Origin of the sequence: Acidianus manzaensis (assembly GCF_002116695.1) — an archaeon.
In the GTDB taxonomy this organism is placed as follows: Archaea; Thermoproteota; Thermoprotei_A; order Sulfolobales; family Sulfolobaceae; genus Acidianus; species Acidianus manzaensis.
The window spans coordinates 2,473,891-2,493,295 of sequence record NZ_CP020477.1; the positions used below are offsets into that span (position 1 = coordinate 2,473,891).

The following is a 19,405-nucleotide window of genomic DNA, read 5'->3' on the forward strand; positions in this document are numbered from 1 at the left end:
TTTATTCACCAGATAAGGGTGTCCAATAAATTGTTACATTATAATACACTATAATATTCATAGGCTGATTTATTATTATATAGTCAGGAATCTTTGGAAAATTATATGTAAAAGTAGTACCATTACTATATTCGAAGCATACTGTAATTGCTCCTTGAGTATAAGAACCAGTGAAAGTAACAATTGGATTGAAATAATAATTACCGCCAATGATCCAATACGAATTATTATAATTATATCCTACACCACCAATGAAAATATTATCATTACAAGTGTCATTATAGGCTATTAGACATATCTGATAATAATTATAATTATTTTGATAATAAACATAAATGTAGTTATTATCACTATTTGGAGGTACAAAAATTATTTCTGAAGTAGTTATATACTGTGCCTCGTTGTATTCTACATAGGAAAATTGATAATGTTCTATAATTCCTTCTGATTCATAGTTAGTATTATTACCTTGCAATGTATAAATTGTGATATTGACGAAACCAGCGGGTACATAAATTGTTTGTTGCATATTACTTACTGATTGTTTTTTCCCATCTATTGATAAGCATATTGATCCAGGATAGTTGGTGTTTATCGTTAATTCCACTTTACTTAATACTGGAGTGTAATTAGCTATAACAATTGTTGGTTGTCCCTCTAATTGGACATTTACGCCTAATTCGTTAGTTGAGTTAAGTTTTGCTTTTCCTATTACATTCCAATTGTGGAACACACCAGTGACTATTTGCCCTTTAGAATTCTCATAGTAAACATATTCTGGTACCTTAGCATCAAAACTTCCTGTAATGTTTGGAAATTCTACAGGTGTAGTATAATTCTTAAATGTACCGTAAATGTTAGTAGTAACATTAGTTGATACTGGTAATGTACCCGAAGAATTTGAAATCTGGGTAATAATTTCTATACCTCCTACTCCTGACTGAGAATATGGTCCTATTTCAGATCCTGGAGTAAGATAAAATATGTTACCTAAAGAAGATACTAAGATTATTGGGTCTCCTTTAACATAACTAGGTAAAGATAGAGATTTGTCTACAGAAATTACAATAGGATAATTTTCAGGGATTTCAGTCCACTTATCTTGATTGAAATAAAGCATTTCTGTTATGGTCAAATTAGAAGGTGGAACAAACTCTCCATTAGTATAAACCATGAGAACATATGTACCATTATAAACTATAGCTGGATGTCCGCTGGTTACTTGATTTATTTGTAAATTCTTAAGATAAATATAGTTATTTACTAAAACATTAGAAACTTCCTTATTGCTTTGTAAAGATTCAGAGTAGAATATAAACGGAACAGCTAAAGCTATTACTATAACTAGAAGAATAATTATAGCTACTGCATTAATTAACCCTTTTTTAAACATTTTTTTATTGGCCATTTTGATAACCTCCATATTCTATTTTCTCATAAACTGTTATGAGTAAAGGAGATGAAACGTTAAATAAGCCTCCGATAGTATTATAAAATTCACAAGTATCATTACTTTCATATGTAACATTATAACCAGCTGGACGTGTTAGCAAAGAGATATAGGAGACGTTTTGAGAGGAAATAATCCAGTTCTTTTCAATTGTATAATTTCCAATTGGAAGCTGGCAAAGATATTGGTACGTAACTTCGTAGCAAGTTCCTGCCTTAGCATAGAATTCTTGTGGTACGTAATTAGCTAAAGGTCCCCATGCGTACGTATTGTTAACTTGTAGTAACTGTCCTGCTATATCTCCGCATACTGGAGAAGTATTATAAACAAGAGAAATATAAGGAGGAAATGAATTTCCAGGATAAAAGTTAAAGCGGAAATCGTTTTTTACGGTAATAAGGTAATAAACGTTTTTTGGTTTATAATTTCCGTAAACTGTCCCATCTCCTTTTACAAATATTTCGTTGTTTGAGCTTGAGGTAATGTTATTAGAAGATGTACTAAATCCAGAAAATTGATAACAGTTGATTTCTCCATCTTTCACAGGTGAGGCGTCAAGATAATTACCAGATAATTAAATGTTATATTCTGTTCTTGTGGGAATTCAATTATGTGATATCCGTATGTTAAATTTAACGTTATTCCAGACGATCCTACATTATATACCTTATTGTTAATGATAACTGGTATTGTTGTATTTAATGATGTTATAGTAATTCCATTATTAGTAGAGCTACCTCCTAATAGTATACCTTGAGGTTCTATTGTGACCTGATATTTTTGTAATGATGCATTGTATACTGCTGTTATTACCATTGGTCCTGTTAATGTGAATTGTGTATCTAGGTTATTAGGTTCACTTAAGTATCCACTGCCGACTATGCTCCAATCTAAGAAGTTAGCAGTTAATCCATAACTGGATAGAAATATTGGAGAGCCATTAATGTCATCCAAAGTATAGCTTCCAGGATCGAGATAAACTACTTGTGGTGTTAATACAGTTATTCCGTTTCCTAGATCTACTTTTATCGGGATTGGTATGGCTTTACTTCCATTATCTGCGAATGCTACTATATATACTGGTATTTTGCCAGTAGGCCCGCTTATTGTAACTGTTACTACGGAGGTATTAGGATTTAAATAGTACATGTTTCCTAATGTAGTTAAAATAAGGATTGGATTTCCGAAGGCTTGACTAGGTAAAGGATATTTAGATTCCCCTGCTATTGTTAAATTGCTTTTTAGAACTGGAGTCCATGTTGAGCTGGTGCTGTCAAAATAGTAAATTTGGCTTATACTAAATGGAGTTGGTATTGAATCATAGAAGAATTGTAAGTAAGGTTGTTCAGAAGAATTATAGTATATGTTTGGGTTTCCTTTATAAACTTCTTGGTTTTGATAGTTTTGTTCTTGTACATATCCGTTTCCTTGAACTGAACCTTGGGATGAGTATGCTCCAGTTTCGTTGAAAATTATAAATGCAGGTATTATTTATTGAAATCATCATTATCAAAAGGATTAATAATGCGATTGGGACTGACATTCCTTTCATTTAGCTCGCCCCGGTAGAGGAAGGTATTCCGGTGTACGTATATCCTATCCTAAAAACGTACCCTCCTTCGTTAACTATAAACCAGATTATTACAATATCAGCGGGATTTACGTTATTTATGTTGATTGTAACTGGAGTGTTAAAATTAATTTTGTAAGCTGTTATTTCGGATTGAAAAAGAGTTCTTCCATTAGTGTCTAATATTTTAGTTAGTGTTGTTGTACTAGCTTGTGAACCGTTTGGGCAATAAACGGTAAATGATGGAGTAGAAGAAGGTGTAACTACTCCTGCTGAAGCTTCCATATAAGAAGGTTCGACAAAAGCTATTATGCAAGCTGTTCCGCTCGTTGATGGATTATATAATTCAGTTACTATACTTCCTGTATCACCATTTCCTATAATTAATGGACCTACTGAGACTGAAGATGATGAAGCTAAGTTTGATGCTACGTTTTCAGCATTGGATAATGCAATTTGGGGCGCAAGATATCCAAATGTGAATCCTACTACTACTAATCCTATCACTACAACCATAATGATTAAAATTAGCTCGTCTGTCACTTCTGATGGCATCTTTTTCTCCCTATAATTTTCTATATAAACTTTCTAGTATAAAAAGATGTTTCTTATTTGAAAATACGCATTTTATTATATACATTATTTACTATTATACATTAAAAAATAATTTCTAATATTATATACAAATAAGGTAAAGAGTATTATTGAATAAATAAATTATATTTGAATAAAATACGTAAAAATTTTTATTATTATAATTGATTCGTTTATTCCTTATGTCGAATGATGTGACTTTTTAACAAAAGCTATTAATTAAAGAAAGGATATAGAACTAATTTAGTAAAAGAATAAAAGGTGTTATATAATCTATTTTAATTACTTTTTATTTAAGAGTAAAAAATCAGAAAGAATATTACAAAGAAGGAAGTTAGATAGAATTATCATTATCTAAAAAACTTAAATTTGTATTCTGGTAGAATAATTTTTGAATTATGTTTGGAAGATTTATATAGAAGATATGCGATACTTTTTATATAAGTGAGACTTTAGTGAAAGCATTAAGTTCTGCTGTTATTGCTATAATTTTAACTTTAGTTACAGTAGTTGCTACTTTGTCCGTTTTTGGATTATATAGCTTCTATTTTGCTGGTGTAGATTCTTCTGTCTCTACGCAAGGTTACGTTATCTCATTATCTAAAAGTATTCAGTTCCAAATATCCACTCTAGGCTTTTATGGATTATCTCCTTCTTATAAATATTTTAACGTAAGTTATCTAATTTGGGTTTCAGCACCAGTTAGAACAGTTACGTTAATAGTGTTTAATTCAAGTAGCTTACCTTATTCCTCTTTATATTATGAGTTACCTCAGTATTCTAATAGTGGAGTGTTTTCAAGTAGTTTTAAACACCAAACTAATCAATATAGTCCATTAAGTAGTTTTACTTTAGGCTCTTCGGTTTATTTACCTCAAGACGGAACTTTATTGGGAAATGTTAATTATAAGGCTTATAATATTTCAACTAATACTACGTATATTTTATCATCTTTAGTAAAACCTAATAATGTAATAGTATTTTGGATACTCTACAATTATTTAGGCAAATGGTATAGACTAGATTTTTCGTATTTAAATCCTGGAAAAGATGGTCTTGGCATTTATATAGTAAGCAGTACCGGACTTTTTAGTCAAGGTAATAAGGGCTTAAACCATGTTGAGGCTCCTCATACTTTAACTACTCAAACTGGAGACGAGTTTGGATTTTGGTTTAAAGTTTTTAATAATGAGACGGAAGCTAATATCTTGAATTTAACTTATTATACAGTGGGCGAAAGTGGTAAAAATAATGTGTCTGTTATTCTTTTTCAGAAGAACGGCGAGTTATGGGCATCAGATTATATAGAAGGACAGATTATTAATAGTACTGAATTAACTAGTTTAAATGATAATAATTGTTATTTTGTAATTATAGAACACGGATCTCTATTAAATCATCCTAACGGATTTAATGTGACAGTTTATAGTTATACTGGTTTCATATTAAGTAGTGGAACTCTCTGTGCTCATAATCATAGTAATAGTAATGATAAGATAAGCCTTAATGGTTATAACATGTCAGTGACTTTTGGTTCTCCAGAATTAGCTGATGGAATATCTCAAGCTTATTTCGTATCACAACAAAGTAACAAGATCAAGAACGAAATCCCATCTATTTCATTAGCCATATTAAAAAATGGATTTTACTATAATAATACAGAATTCCTATATGGCAAGATATCAAATTCAAGTAACAATTTATATTCTATAGTATATTGGTATTTCGCATTTGCTTATTCAAATCCTCCTACAAACGTTCCTGGAATAATATGGTATTATCCTAATGGAAATAAAATATTAAACACTGCAATAATACCAGAATATGGAACAAATACTTATATTATATGAATTAATTTTAAGTTATATGTATTAGTTCAAACGTAAAATGTATAGATTTAAGAGAAAATAATACTAAGATAGCTTAATTGATTCTTTTTTCTTCTCTACGAATTCTTTGAAGTCACTTATTCTAACAGAAATAATCCTAGGTAATGAAATTATATAATAGCATATAATGATTCGTTTTTCCATATTAATTTGGAAGATTATTCTATGCCTGTACAACCTATTTGTAGCAATTAAAGGAAAATCCCCTTAATGACAATTAAAACATATGACTAATTCTCTTATTAAATTAATCATGCTTTGAATATATTTAACATGTAAATTAAAACTTTAATTTCTATAGAGCTACTGTTGGTGTTATCTGTCATTTAGGCAAGAATTAATACTCTGAAGATAATTGGAAGTATGTGAGAAGGTTTATTGATGGTTTAACTTACTATGGTATTAAGCTTTACAGTTATGTAAAAAATTTAGAAACAAATTCAGATGATCTATTTATTGAGAAGATTGTTTTGAGCCCTTTGTATAAGTATTCTTGTCAGTGTTGTGTTGATGGATTTTATCAACAATATTTGTGGAGTTTGGATAAACCTTACGTAATTAGATTGGGTATATATAATCCGAATTGTAGAGTTCCTGCAAATGTGGAAATTAATAGGCAGTATGATAAAGGTATTCATGGGATTGTGTTAAATCCTTCTCATCATCAATTTTCTTTGGATAATGACAAGTTAAAGTATGTTTATGAATTTGCTGAGGATCATGACTTACCAATAATTATATATTTACCCGCAAATTTAGATGTCTTGGAAACGTATAATAAAATAAAGGTTGGATTAGTAAATTGGGAAGGTAAAATAGATGAGATAAGCCCTAGGTATTATTTATTTTCTAGCAAGGTATTTTCTAGGAGGGATCGTCTAATTTACGCTAGTCAATCTCCTTACTCTGGGATATCTTTGATTGAATCTGCGAAGAATTTACCATTTTATGATGAAAAGATAATGTATGAGAACGTAAAGGAATTTTTAAATATAGAATAAAAAATGGAAATATAAGTTGATATCCAATTATTCGTGTATTAATGCTTTTTCGCTCTATTTTATCTTTCAATAGCAGGTACGATGCTTACATGGATGATGTCTATAATAAATAGTGCACAAGTAAAATTTTAGGATTTCTATCTATTAACTCTTCTACATGAGTTCTTATTCTTTTGTAGGAGATGCTATTTCTTAATTTATAAACTCTTTTCTTTTCTTTAACATACTTTATCAACACGTATATATTTACATTTGTCATACAGTTTGCATGTATTTCGAATATCATTTATTTTTTAATGTTTTCAAACAAAAATTTATTTATCATAAAATTTATATAATCAAAACATACTTATATATATTGACCAAATATGGATAAATTAGATCGTCTAATGGGATTAAAGGGAGCAATAGCTGCAGGAGAATATACGCCAGATGGAAAATTAGTAAGTTATAAGGGGAATATACAAAAAGAAATGGCAGAAATGGTTGCAATGATGGTTGCAGCAAATACAATGATGGGGAAAATGCAAGCAGAAGGATTTAGCAAATTATCAGGCATGAAATGGACGCCATTCCATGGTTGGGCAGTAGCAGCTGGAGATTATGCAGTATGTGTAATGGGTAACTATGGAGTGTTTGTCGAATTATCAAAAGCCGATTTTTCAGAAATATTCAAGACTTTAATGGAAGTTGCACAAAGTTAAAGAAAAAGAATCATTTTTTAATATTTTTCTCTTTTTAAGAATTTTCTGTTTATTTCTTCTAATGTTTTACCGCTAGTTTCTATTTTATTTCCTAGCCAGAATATTATAATTATAGAGGCTAGTAGTGATATTACAGCATATCCTACTAATATTCCTGCAGTTCCAAAAGAAGATAACAGTAGAGATCCTCCAAAAGTTCCAATAACTCCTGCTAATCTTATTCCTGACACGCTAATTCCTTGCCCTAATCCTCTAATATTAGTTGGATATAATTCTGTAGATAATGAATAAATGATAGGAATGAAGAAGGATTGTAATATTCCTCCTGCAACCATTGAAAATAATATCATATATATGTTAAATAGTAAGGAGGAGAAAGCATACATTGAAAATAATGCTATAGCAAGACCTATAGAACCTATGGCGAGCATTTTAAATCTTCCAAGTCTGTCAATTAGTTTGAATGCTACTACGTTTCCGATAATTACTGGTGTCACCCAAGCTGCGCTGGTAAACAGTAAGGAGTCTGCTTTTGAGATTTTCAATGTTGTTAATATTAATGGAGTTAACTCTAGCATTCCAGATGGTGGAATATTTAGAAACATTATAAGGAATAATGGGATGGTGATGCTTATAATATATGGTTTTAATAATTTTATCGGATTCTCATTATAATTTTCATATGTTTGTATTTCTTCTTTGCTTATTCCTGCTTCTTCTGCAGCTTTTTCAGCTTCTTTAGTTTTGTTTTTTGCTATTAACCATCTTGGAGTTTCTGGTAATTTGGATCTTATTATTAATCCTAATAATGGTGGTATTGCTCCTATAATGAAAAGGATTCTCCATTGGTTTACTCCAAAAGGTATTAAGGAAAATGCTATAAGATAAGAAGCTAATGCTCCTATGTTTGCAATTATCCAGAAGAAATCGAACGAGGATCCTCTTACTTTCGGCTTGACGAATTCTGCTAATAAGGTAATTGCTGGAACATAGTCTGCTCCTATTGCGAATCCTACAATTGTTCTAAAAAGTAAGAGAGACAAGTAATTAGGAGCTAATCCTGATAGTAATTCAAAGATAACGAATAAAGATAATGTCAGTAAAAAGGATCTTTTTCTCCCTAACTTATCTGTTAAGAATCCGAAGCTTAATGCTCCAAATATTCCTCCTACAAACGTCATAGATCCAAGTAAGCCAAATTCTGGTGTTGTTAGTTTCAATGATGTTATGATGCTTGCAGACGTTCCCCCCACGATGCTTGTGTCAAAAATGTCTGTAAATGCACCTATAGCAGTAGATATATACAAAATTTTTATGAAGGTTTGGTAATCCATTGCAGTGCATGAGTACACTTAGGATAGTAATAAATATTTTTATTATAAAAACATGAAATAAATATATATGTTTAGATTACTTTTTAAATTTCATATCAAAGATAGGGTATTTGACGTGTATTTTATAGAGTGTTAAAATGTTTTTCCTGTCTAATATAGGAATAAGTTAGGTTGTTTGGAGTGTTTTTATCAGTTAAAAGATTTTTTATGATAATTTATTTAATTCTTATGTGAATTAAGGGAAGTTAGATACGAAAGGAAGTTCATATTTTTAATTGCCCTTTAAATCTAGTTATAAACTTTCCTTATTTTTAAAAGTTAAATACTAGTAAATAGTAAGTCTTTCATGCAAGTATCGAGAAGCAGTATTGCTTTTTGTATTTTATCATTATTTGTTATATTAATAGCAGTATACTCTATTAATTTGACTTTGAATAGTAGTGCTTTAATCGATAATATGAATAATGTTAATGTAAATCAAAATAATTTAAACAATCAAGAGTTTTCAGATAATTATTCATTAAAATTTTATACATATGCAATAAAAGTGGGAGAAGATCCTAATTATGAGGTTTATGATCCTTCTAATGGATTTGTCTATGTGTCAGATTATGGTAATGTTTCTATAATTAATGGGACAAAAGTAATAGGCAATGTAATGATTGGAAATAATCCTTGGTATCTTGTTTATGATCCTTCTGATGGCTATGTGTATGTAACTCATCATTTTTCTAATTCTGTTTCTGTTATTAACGGTACTTCAGTTATCTCTAATATAACTGTAGGAGAGTATCCTTTGTATGTTGTTTATGCTAATGGTTATGTTTACGTAGTAAATGCTTTTTCTGGTACTGTCTCTGTTATTAATGGTACATCAGTTATATCTAACATTACGGTGGGATGTGAACCTGGATATCCTGCTTATGATCCTTTCAACGGGTACATATATGTGCCAAATAGTTTTTCTAATTCTGTTTCTGTTATTAACGGTACTTCAGTTATCTTTACTATACAAGTAGGAAAAGATCCGGTATATGCTTTGTATGCTAATGGTTATGTTTATGTAGTAAATAAAGATTCTAATTCTGTTTCTGTGATAAAAGGAAATTCGGTTGTTGCTAATATTTCGGTAGGAAGTAATCCAGTGGTAGCTGTTTATGCTAATTATATTTATGTCTTGAATGAGGGTTCTAATAGTGTTTCAGTTATAAATGGTACTTCGTTAATAGCTAATATATCAGTAGGAAATGATCCTGAATATGCTGTTTACGCCAATGGTTATGTTTACGTAGTGAATCATCTTTCTAATTCTGTTTCTATCATTAATGGTACTTCTGTAATAGCTACTGTGCAAGTAGGAGATGCTCCTTGCTTTGCTGTCTCTTCTAATGATTATGTATATGTTTCGAATTATGTTTCTGGTACTGTTTCTATAATTGTAAAAGAAAGGGTTTATTATGTTTCTTTTATAGAGACTGGTTTATCAGGTATATCTTGGTCTGTTACACTGAATGGTTCTACAAAGACTTCTACATCTAATATGATAACGTTTATTGAACCTGAAGGTTACTATTCCTATGTTGTTCATCCTCCTAATGGATATTCAGTTTCAAATAGTTCTGGTGTGTTTTATTTAGATAATAGCATGGTTATTTACATATTATTTAATCTAATTTCTGTTTCGTCAAGTAGTTCCGTATCTTCTTCACATTCTTCTACTACTACTGTTTCATCCGTTTCCTCATCAAAATCTACTTCCACAATAATTTCCTCTACTACTTTGTCTAAAACTACTTCATCTAAGTTGAATACTATTTCTTCTTATGATGATATTATACTTACTATTCTTACTATTATCATTATTGGAATATCTACATGGAATCTGAAAAAATCTTCTAACACAAAATAAATATAAGAATTACGAAGATTTCAGAGATAATAAAATTTCTTGTGTATGAAGAAATATAAGGATAAGAAACGTCCTCATATAGGTATTAAATCTCTTCCGAGAAAATTGTAACTTAATAAATTATTAGAAAATTCACTTGAAGATATACTTCATCAAGTCTCTAAAGGTATAATTATATGGAAATAAACTTCTAAAACTTTTCTTTCTGGATTAAAATAGTTTTTATCAATATAACGATTTTTTCAATTTGTGGAGTTCAAATAAAGAGAATCATGAAAAAAAGATTAATGCACTTAGGACTTTTTATCACCTTTATACATTATTATATTCATGATACTTGCTACTTTAGGTTCGGATAAGTCAGTTACTACAATCGACGCAATTATGACGGAAATTTTTACTGGTGTAAAACCTAATGAAATTAGAATTTACAGGGAAGAAAGCGATCCAAGGCAAAATTTCAGTGAAAAATTGAAGGATACTTTGAAACTTTTGGGAATTGACTCGAAAATAAGGGAGATAGTAATTGGTGATAAAATTTCTGATTGGAAGGATAAAATGAGTAATGAGGAAATAGATATTCTAGACATAACTCCAGGCAGGAAGTATATGGCTATAGTTGCAAATAATTACAGTAAAGCTAAAGAAGTGAGATATGCTTATCTTAAGGAGGAAAGAAAGGGATATCATGTTTTTGGATATGTTTCACCTTTAGAGATAAAAGTATATAATATAAGGGACGGTAAGGAGGTAAATTATGAACCACCTTCTACGTTAGATGGTGATGAAATATCTTTTTTAAACAGTGAGGGATTAACTTCGTTATATAATTTACTTTCTCTTCATGGTAAACTTAACATTTTAGTAGGAGATGAAGATCTTAATTTAGATAAGCCTGATATTAGAGATGATTATATAAATAATTGTTTAATAAGATCGGGTTTTAAAAAATATGACGAAGAGAAGGATGTAGAAAAGTATGAAAAACAAGATAGCTTTTTCCTTGCAGATACTAATACATATATTAAACTAGGAAATAGGTTAGGTTGGCTAACTAAGGGCAAGCTATTAGCTTCTAAGAGTGTATATAATGAATTACTAAATAAGACTAAAAATACGCAAAAGGAAGGAAAAACGATACTTTTTCATTTAGGTATGTACTCATATACTTTACTTCACAGGAATCCTCCGATAAGTGAATTCAATAAATCTGGAGATATTCCTCTTATAGAAGAGGCTAAGAAAATAAAGGATAATATTAGCGAACAACTTGTTTTAATTACTGCTGATAGACAGGAAAGTTATGTAGCTGGAAGCAATAAAGTAAAATCTATATTTCTAAATACACTAAAAGATGGCAAAGGAGACATAGGAGAGTTACTATTTTGCTTAACGTATAGAAGCGAATATACTGATCCACATGATAATGCTAAAAAAGAATTATCTATAGAATTGAATGGAGAAGAGACAGTAAAAATTCTACCTTATCAACTTCATGAAGGTAAATCTAAAGTAGTAACAAAGAATAAAGAATTAAATTATGCTAAAGTAATAGAGAAGCTTTATGAAATTGTAAAAAATCAGTAATGAGGAATTTTATTCTGGTCTGTATTATGAAAAACAGAGTTTAAAATCTCATAGTTTGACGGATTTTTTTAGGTTTATTCGTAGGAAAGTAAAAGTTAAGCATGTTCTAGTTTTTTTCTAATTTGATGGATAATAGCGTAAAGCAGTATGCAATTTTTAACGGTTTTACAATTTATGGAGTTATTATTATGGAATTAACACTTTATTGGTTACTTTATAAAGTCATAAATAATCCTTTTCTTTATGTTCCTGTAGCTGCGGCTCAACCTATAAGTAAACTGGGTTTTTCATATATTGGAGGATACATTGCAGATAAATATAATAACAGAAAGATGTATTTAACCTATTCAGTCCTTAATAGAGCATCTATTTTATTGAGTGCTCTTTTTGTTTATCTTGATAATCCTTTACTTGCAGTTATTTTCTTTTTAGCAAGATGGGCTAACGTTACATTAGGAGCTCAAGTGACAGAAACTACAATATTCAAAAAAATTCCTAAAGAAGAAATAGCTAAAGGTTATTATTATATTAGACTTGGTAAAGAAATCTTAGAAATTGCAGGCATTTTATCGTGGCCTATCTTATTGTCTTATTTTCAAGTTTGGACTGCTGGAATAGGGGCTATAGTTTCAGAAATTGGTGTTATAATACTCTCACGTTTTATGAGTAATGAAAGGAGTAAAAAAGTAATATCGTTCAGTCAAGGGATAAAAGAGTATTTTTCAAATAAAACAATATTTTCTGTCTTTTTTCCTCTTTCAATAATTGAAGGCGGAATAGGTATGGTGTATTTTTTCCCTGCTGCATTAATCCAGCTAATGCATGGTACTGCAATAGAATATACCGTAGCTGAAGTTGTAGGAAGTTTAAGTAGATTAATAGGAAGCTGGGTTTCTACTAAAATTACCTCTAGTGTTAAGTTAGCTATTGGTTCCATTTTATCGTACTTACTCGTATTTATTTCTCTTATTCCTAAAGATCCATGGCTAGTAGGATTAGGATTATTTGGAGTTGGATTTGGAGATTCTTTATATGCTGTAATATTTTACACTGCATTAAAAATGAGTAGGAATGAGGTTTACGGTAGTATCCTAGGTATAGATGAAATAGTAACTAATAGTATTAGATTAGCATATGAAGGAGTAGCTGGCTTACTTTACAGTATAGCATATTATGCTGTTCCTTTATTAGGTTTTGGCACTACTTTGGTATTTGGAATATTTTTACTGTTTAATAAAGACTGGAGAATAAAAATAGGAGGATGATGGAATAAATGTGAATTAGCATTTGAAATTTGTTCTTTTTTTATCTCTTCCTTTACATTTTGAATTTAGGAAAATATTTTTCTGGTAGACTGCAACAAGCATCGTACATTTCTAGATTAAACTCTTTCATCACTTTGTGCGTAGGATTTGATATTCTTTCTCCTAGTTCTTCTTTTATGAAGGTTCTATCTAGTTCTTCTTTCATTTTATAAGGTCTCATGCATCCTAAACTTATTTTTTTATTCATTAGATCTGACCCTAAACGTATTTTATCAATTATTTCATCTAATTTAGGTAATTCGATTTTACTAGAAGGAGTACCTGGAGTAGGGATCATAACTAAAAAGTTAATTAAGTAAGGCTTCATTGAAGAGGCTATTTTTATTGCTTCATCTACTTCATCATGAGGTAATCCTAACATTATATGAGGCACTATGTATTTAGGACCTAAATCAATTAAATTCTGTAAAACGTCCAGATAATCTTCTCTTTTTCTTCCTCTTAGACCTTTGCTTAAAAATGCTTTTTCAGAATAAGCGAATTCGAAGTCTACCATATCTATTACGTCTGACATTTCTTCTATTACTTCTTTTCTAACTAATCCAGGATGAATGTTGAAAACTATGTCATCTTTATATTCATTTTTGATTTTTCTTAGAACTGCTAAAGTTTTCTCTATATTAATTAGTTCTCCTTTTTCGTTAAATCCTCCGCTGATTAAGAATCCTCTTACTCCTTTTTCGTATCTTTCTTTTATAATTTTATATAGGGATTCATTAGCTGGTTCCATTGATTGGATGTATTTTGTAGTACAATAGAAGCAATTAAGTGAGCAAGTACCACCGCTAACGCTAATTACGTTAAATTTTTTAATCGTGGTGAACGCTTTCATGATAATCCCTCAAAGGAATATTATATAAGGTTTTTAAAGGATCTTCATTATAATAAGGTCTATCACAAGAAGGACATCCAGACGTCAAATAAGCTAATTTTTCATCTTCTTTTACTTCTTTATCATTGGATAAATTGTATCTTATCTTTTGTATTTTCCTATAATATTCTAGTTTAGGAGGAGATAAAGATTCAAAGGCAGTTCCTTTAACAGGAGTGAAGGCAAATAGAGCTACTTCTGCTCCAATTTGATAAATCTCTTTCATTAAATTAATAATCTCATCTTCTTTTTCTCCTAAGCCTACTATCAAGTGAACGTAAACGTGTCTTTTACCAAAAATTGAGACTGATCTTTTTACGAAATCCATGTACTCTTTGAAAGTAAATGGCTTTCCTACTTCATTCCACAATCTCTCTACAGTATCTAAGCCCGTACCTAAATAATCTACTCCTATTTCTTTCAATTTAATTAAATAATCATCTGTTATTGGAACAGTAGTTATGGATTTTCCTTTTGTTTTTACTTTTTCAAGAATTTCTATTGCTTCATCTTCAAAATTTTTCTTTATAACAGTTTGAAGACAAAATCTAGAAAATGATGAAAATTTTTCTTTTTCTTCGTCTAAGTTAACTGGAAACCATTTAACCCTAGATAAGTAAAATTTATCAGCTCTATTTGAGAGGGATTGAGAACAAAACTTGCATGTGCCTGAACATCCTCCAGACTGTAAAGCGTAAGCAGTATTGCTTACTCTTATTCCCTTTCTTATATAATAGTAAGTCCCAGCGGATAAAAGAACTTGCATGAGATTAGAGATGTTAATACGTTAATAGCTTTTTCTAAAATTGAACCTAATTTTTTGTCTGCTAAGTAAACATTATTTTTAGTAATATTTCTTTTTCCATCATTTGAGAAAAATTTCTTTTTTCAAAAATTAAATAGAAGAGACTTTATGAAAACTCGTAAATTCAAATTTTTTCTGGCTCTTTATTACACTTCTAGTATCATGCTCATCCATTCCTATAGCCCATTTTACATATTTTACACCAATTATTCCAGCGGTAGGATCAACAGAAATCCATTTTCCAGAATTGTAAACTTCAACCCATGCATGAGCTTCGTTAGTTGTAATAGGAGGAATTCCTACAGCTATTCTAGCTGGAATATTAGAAGCTCTCATAAAACCTATGTAAGCATGAGCAAAATTAACGCAGACGCCATACCCTCTCTGCAAAGAATATGAAGCAGATTTAACGTTATCATTTTTTACATATTGAATTTTAGTTTTCACGATTTTTAATCCTTCTACGATAGGATTTTCTAATTTAGAAAATTTCTCTACTTGAACGTATCGTGATGATGAAAGAAAATCTTTTTCTTCGCCTTTAGATTCAGAAACATTAGTTGGTTCTATCTTATATCTGATTGAAATTTCGTAATCTTCTTTAGATTCAGATGAGAATATTAAATGTATATTACCAAATCTATCTTGCTTTTTATTTATTCTACAGAAATTAGGAAAATCTACTTCTAGATCATAAACTTTTTGAGATGGATGAGGAAGCATAAGTAAATCTCCAGATGATTTACCTTTAGGGACTTTGACTATAGATTCTACTTGTAGCATGACTTCTGACTTAAAGAGAAAAAGAGCTTGGAATGTTATTAAATTTTTAGAAGTAAAGCAAGATTCCTTAACTACTCTGATTTAGCTATGAAGAGAAAAATACGTAAGAGAATTAACCGAAAAAGTAGAATGAATAAAATAATGAAAAAATATTTTCAAGTAAAATGGCGTTTCACTCTCTACAACTTATTTTATTTTTCTCTTTCTAGTAACCAGTACCATAATGGAATTGCATCATAATCTTTTATTTTCCCATTAATGTTCCATGTTATGAGTGTAATTTTTTCTGGTTTTAGTTCCTTTTCAGCTTTTTTCAAAGATTTAATTTCTCTTTCTTCAACTTTATCTTCTGCATATGTTACTTGGATTATTTCTTTTACTTCAAAATTTTCACTTACAACGAAATCAATCTCTGCTCCTTCAGATTTTCCATTTTCTTTCCAGTAATAAACCTCTTTTCCTTCTCTTCTTAACTGAAGAAATACTATATTTTCCATAGCTTTAGATATCGAGAATTCATAACCTAAAGAGAATCTATAGCCGTTATCAATAACGTAAACTTTTCTAGGATTTGCTTTTCTTTTATTTTCACTTTTATTGAATATTTCTACTTCAAAGAGGAAATAAGATTCTTTTGCTTTATTAAACATTTCAATAACTTTTTCTTTACTAATGGAATAACCCATGGATTTGAAGTAATTGTAAACTCTGTTATATGAAATAAGAGAAGAGTAGTTTGAAATTATGTAAGTTGCAAAAGTTTCTCCATACTTTTCATCTATATCTCTTATTACAACTGAATCAAAATATGAGCGAAGTAATCTCTTTTTCAAATTAACGTCTTTTTCCAAAACTACTGCTGGATATCCACCGTAATATAAATAGTTCCTCAGAAGAGACAAGATCTTTCCTTTCTCTTCCGTATAAAATGCTAATTTTGGATTTACATTAATGCCTAGAAAAGATAAATACTCCTTAAAGGAGAGTGGAAAAACTTCAAAGTTTATGCTTCTTCCTCTTAGTTCTTCTGCAATTTTTAACGGAGTTAAAACTGAGGAAGATCCAGAAAGGTAAACCTTTGCATCTATCCTTTTTCTAAACCAACTTCCGTAATCCTTAACGCTTTTGAATTTCGTCTAAGAAAAGATACTTAGGTTTTTTACCTGTAAGTTCATAAAACGCTGATAACATGTCATCTAGATCTTGTGCGTTCAAGTTCTTTAATCGTGATGTTCAAAATCTATGTAAATAATTTCGTCTTTACTAGCTTTTCCTTCAGTTATTTTTCTTATTGTGTTAAAAAGGATAAAGGTTTTCCCTACTCTTCTTCCTCCAGTAATAGTAATAATGTAATTGGTATCTAATGGTAATTCCAATTCTCTGTTAACGGTAGGCGGTAAATCAGTAGTGAGAAATTCTGCAATAACTGACTTAAAGTCCTCAATTCTCACAATACCAAATTTTACGATAAGTTATTATAGCTATCTGACCAGTTTTACCTTAAAACTGGTAGTTTAATCTTACCAGTCTATGGAAATTTTAATTACAATAATTCCCTAAAAGATGAAATATATAAAACATTACTCATAACTCTAAATAAATTAGATTTTGCTCTTTCTAAAAGAGAGTTACTGCTAATATATAATCTAAATAATCAATAGAACTGCAAGAAGCTTGGGACTAATTCCTTTAGACTTTTATTTTTTCAATATTATTTTAATTATTATATATTTTCTGCTAATTCCTATTTGTTTAGTATAAATTTAGTTTATGGAGGGTCTGAAAAATAAGATTTTTCTCTTTATACGAACACCTCGTAGAACTAACGTCTAGTTTCCAAATGATACACACTATAAAAACATAGTAAAAATTTCATCTAGCAAATTATATCTATTTTAGTTTAACTGATCCTTTTCAGCTAATAAGATCAGAATATAGGAAGCTGAAAGATATTCACAAGGTCTTTCTCACATTAACTCAAAAAGTCATTTAATTAAGAGAACCTCTTAATCCAGTAAACCTTAATATTTAATGAAAAACGCGTTAAATTTAGTTATATCAATCTCTATATTCTTAGCTGTTTAATGTTTTAATTTTCCTTTAACTACATATAATTATGGATATTGGTGATGCTATTGAACATTTTCAAAGAGGAATGGAGCTTTATAGAGAAGGAATTTTAGATCAAGCTTTTGAAGAAGTTCTTAGTGCAATCAAGTTTGATCCTAACGTAGCAGACTATTATTATTGGGCTGGAGTAATTTTAATTTCTCTCCGTCGATTCGATGAATCTTTGAACTATTTTAGGAAAGCAGTTGAAATAAATCCAAAGAATGCTGAATACCATTTCGGATTAGCCTCTTCATTATTTGAAAACGATAAATTTGACGAATCTATACTAGAATTCAAAAAAGCAATAAGCCTAAATCCTAATGAAGGAAAATATCATTGGGCTTTAAGTTTAGCTTATTTTCAACTAAAAAATAATGAAGAAGGATTAAAAGAGCTAAATAAAGCTTTAGAATTAGATCCTAATAATCACGTATATTTAAACATGAAGAATAGCATAACTAGAGAAAGAAAGAACAGAATAATCTCTCGCATATCTTCTGGAAACTACCTAGAAGTTTTAGAAGAAATTCAAAAAGAGAAAAAAATAGATCCAAATGACCCATTTCTTTACTATTATTCAGCATTATCACTCTTAAAATTAGGTAAATTCTCCGAAGCTTTGAAAGAAATTGATAAAGCAATTTCATTAAGTAATAAAAGCGAATACCATCAATTAGCTTCAGTAATCTTAGAAAATCTAGGAGAATTAGACGAAGCTTTGAAAGAAATTGATAAAGCAATTAAAATCAATCCTTACGATGATATAAATTATTACACTTATGCTCATTTACTATTTAAAAAAGGCCTAATGAAAGAAGCAATGATACAATATGGCAGATTTATAGAAATGACAAGCAAAGAAGAATTACTAGACGAAGCAGTAAAAAACTTGGAAGTAGGAGTTCTATTTAATAGCAAAGCAGAATTTTACTATTATCTAGGTTTAGGTTATTTTAAGTTAAAAAAATTTAAAAAATCAACAGAGAACTTTAAAAAAGCATACGAATTATCATCAGAAGACAAGTATCTATACTGGATGAAAAGAGCAGAAGAAAAAGCTAAAACTTTTAATTGATTACACAAAGAAAGTTTATGGAAAAAGCTTTTACAGATAAAAACATAAATATAGGAAAATTAATAGAAGATCTGACTAATTCCTTAAAAGAAGACGGTTGGGAAGTAGAAAACAACGGAAACACTAACGATACATTACTAAAAGGAATCAAGAAATCTCATTTTCACAAGGAAGAAGTTATTTTGATCAGAGTAAGAGGAGAACCTAATAATGTAATAATATCTATAGATGAAGAAAATATTGGAACATTAGGCAGAGCGTGGATAAACCTCAAGTTATTAGGAGAAATTGAAAGAAAAGTAAACGACGGATTCTATTCTCAATAAACGTTAACTTCAGATTATTCAACTCGTTTTTATAAAAAAAGAAATATTAAATAAAGGAAAAAACGACTAA

At 29.7% G+C, this 19,405-nt stretch carries 18 protein-coding genes and 1 pseudogene; 9 read left to right on the forward strand and 10 right to left on the reverse strand.

What is annotated here, in order from left to right; translation table 11 throughout:
* Position 1: 1 nt before the first annotated feature.
* The 4 genes from B6F84_RS12885 to B6F84_RS12895 all read right to left on the reverse strand — a co-directional run bounded on the left by B6F84_RS12885 (position 2) and on the right by B6F84_RS12895 (position 3,575).
* Positions 2–1,408: a hypothetical protein gene (locus tag B6F84_RS12885; protein ID WP_187152700.1), complete on the reverse strand. Its 1,407-nt coding sequence runs from the start codon at positions 1,406–1,408 to the stop codon at positions 2–4.
* Positions 1,398–1,994, reverse strand: coding sequence for a hypothetical protein (locus tag B6F84_RS14115; RefSeq protein ID WP_236748973.1), 597 nt, complete (start codon positions 1,992–1,994; stop codon positions 1,398–1,400). Before B6F84_RS14115 ends, B6F84_RS12885 begins: the two co-directional genes overlap by 11 nt.
* Complete coding sequence (locus B6F84_RS14120) at positions 1,991–2,599, reverse strand: hypothetical protein (protein ID WP_236748974.1); 609 nt, start codon at positions 2,597–2,599, stop codon at positions 1,991–1,993. The genes B6F84_RS14115 and B6F84_RS14120 overlap by 4 nt, the downstream gene beginning before the upstream one ends.
* 403 nt (positions 2,600–3,002) lie before the next feature.
* Complete coding sequence (locus B6F84_RS12895) at positions 3,003–3,575, reverse strand: hypothetical protein (protein ID WP_148692619.1); 573 nt, start codon at positions 3,573–3,575, stop codon at positions 3,003–3,005.
* Positions 3,576–4,069: 494 nt separating this feature from the next.
* Here B6F84_RS12895 and B6F84_RS12900 point away from each other — a divergent pair, with 494 nt between their 5' ends.
* The 3 genes from B6F84_RS12900 (at position 4,070) to B6F84_RS12910 (ending at position 7,208) form a co-directional block, all read left to right on the forward strand.
* Complete coding sequence (locus B6F84_RS12900) at positions 4,070–5,464, forward strand: hypothetical protein (RefSeq protein WP_148692620.1); 1,395 nt, start codon at positions 4,070–4,072, stop codon at positions 5,462–5,464.
* A gap of 404 nt (positions 5,465–5,868) precedes the next feature.
* Complete coding sequence (locus B6F84_RS12905) at positions 5,869–6,504, forward strand: amidohydrolase family protein (RefSeq protein ID WP_148692621.1); 636 nt, start codon at positions 5,869–5,871, stop codon at positions 6,502–6,504.
* A gap of 368 nt (positions 6,505–6,872) precedes the next feature.
* Positions 6,873–7,208: a DUF2173 family protein gene (locus B6F84_RS12910; protein WP_148692622.1), complete on the forward strand. Its 336-nt coding sequence runs from the start codon at positions 6,873–6,875 to the stop codon at positions 7,206–7,208.
* A gap of 17 nt (positions 7,209–7,225) precedes the next feature.
* Here B6F84_RS12910 and B6F84_RS12915 read toward each other — a convergent pair whose 3' ends face one another.
* Positions 7,226–8,542, reverse strand: a complete 1,317-nt coding sequence (locus B6F84_RS12915) for an MFS transporter (RefSeq protein WP_148692623.1) — start codon at positions 8,540–8,542, stop codon at positions 7,226–7,228.
* Positions 8,543–8,888: 346 nt separating this feature from the next.
* On the opposite strand from B6F84_RS12915, the gene B6F84_RS12920 reads away from it, so the two are divergent.
* The 3 genes from B6F84_RS12920 to B6F84_RS12930 all read left to right on the forward strand — a co-directional run bounded on the left by B6F84_RS12920 (position 8,889) and on the right by B6F84_RS12930 (position 13,303).
* Positions 8,889–10,451: a hypothetical protein gene (locus tag B6F84_RS12920; protein ID WP_148692624.1), complete on the forward strand. Its 1,563-nt coding sequence runs from the start codon at positions 8,889–8,891 to the stop codon at positions 10,449–10,451.
* Between the two features lie 330 nt (positions 10,452–10,781).
* On the forward strand, positions 10,782–12,038 hold the full coding sequence (locus B6F84_RS12925; RefSeq protein ID WP_148692625.1) for a PIN domain-containing protein: 1,257 nt from the start codon (positions 10,782–10,784) through the stop codon (positions 12,036–12,038).
* Positions 12,039–12,226: 188 nt separating this feature from the next.
* Positions 12,227–13,303: an MFS transporter gene (locus B6F84_RS12930; protein WP_187152701.1), complete on the forward strand. Its 1,077-nt coding sequence runs from the start codon at positions 12,227–12,229 to the stop codon at positions 13,301–13,303.
* Positions 13,304–13,355: 52 nt separating this feature from the next.
* On the opposite strand, the gene B6F84_RS12935 is transcribed toward B6F84_RS12930, so the two are convergent.
* The 4 genes from B6F84_RS12935 to B6F84_RS14125 form a co-directional block, all read right to left on the reverse strand.
* Positions 13,356–14,195 carry a LipS1 family lipoyl synthase gene (locus B6F84_RS12935; RefSeq protein WP_148692627.1) on the reverse strand — a complete coding sequence of 280 codons (840 nt, stop codon included), beginning with the start codon at positions 14,193–14,195 and terminating at the stop codon, positions 13,356–13,358.
* Entirely contained in the window at positions 14,173–15,000 is an 828-nt protein-coding gene (locus B6F84_RS12940) for a radical SAM protein (protein WP_148692628.1), read from the reverse strand. Before B6F84_RS12940 ends, B6F84_RS12935 begins: the two co-directional genes overlap by 23 nt.
* 129 nt (positions 15,001–15,129) lie before the next feature.
* Positions 15,130–15,822: a transglutaminase-like domain-containing protein gene (locus tag B6F84_RS12945; protein WP_148692629.1), complete on the reverse strand. Its 693-nt coding sequence runs from the start codon at positions 15,820–15,822 to the stop codon at positions 15,130–15,132.
* Positions 15,823–16,013: 191 nt separating this feature from the next.
* Entirely contained in the window at positions 16,014–16,724 is a 711-nt protein-coding gene (locus B6F84_RS14125) for an ATP-binding protein (RefSeq protein ID WP_236749126.1), read from the reverse strand.
* 49 nt (positions 16,725–16,773) lie between these two features.
* On the opposite strand from B6F84_RS14125, the gene B6F84_RS14195 reads away from it, so the two are divergent.
* Positions 16,774–16,896: a hypothetical protein gene (locus tag B6F84_RS14195; RefSeq protein ID WP_257788621.1), complete on the forward strand. Its 123-nt coding sequence runs from the start codon at positions 16,774–16,776 to the stop codon at positions 16,894–16,896.
* Here B6F84_RS14195 and B6F84_RS14130 read toward each other — a convergent pair.
* Positions 16,848–17,273: pseudogene (locus tag B6F84_RS14130) on the reverse strand (AAA family ATPase); the annotation flags it as partial. The gene B6F84_RS14195 and the pseudogene B6F84_RS14130 sit on opposite strands and share 49 nt — an antisense overlap.
* Positions 17,274–17,938: 665 nt before the next feature.
* On the opposite strand from B6F84_RS14130, the gene B6F84_RS12955 reads away from it, so the two are divergent.
* Both B6F84_RS12955 and B6F84_RS12960 read left to right on the forward strand, forming a co-directional pair.
* Positions 17,939–19,009 (forward strand): tetratricopeptide repeat protein, encoded by a 1,071-nt coding sequence (locus B6F84_RS12955; protein WP_148692630.1) that lies wholly within the window; start codon positions 17,939–17,941, stop codon positions 19,007–19,009.
* Between the two features lie 17 nt (positions 19,010–19,026).
* Complete coding sequence (locus tag B6F84_RS12960; protein ID WP_148692631.1) at positions 19,027–19,335, forward strand: hypothetical protein; 309 nt, start codon at positions 19,027–19,029, stop codon at positions 19,333–19,335.
* Positions 19,336–19,405 lie beyond the last annotated feature (70 nt).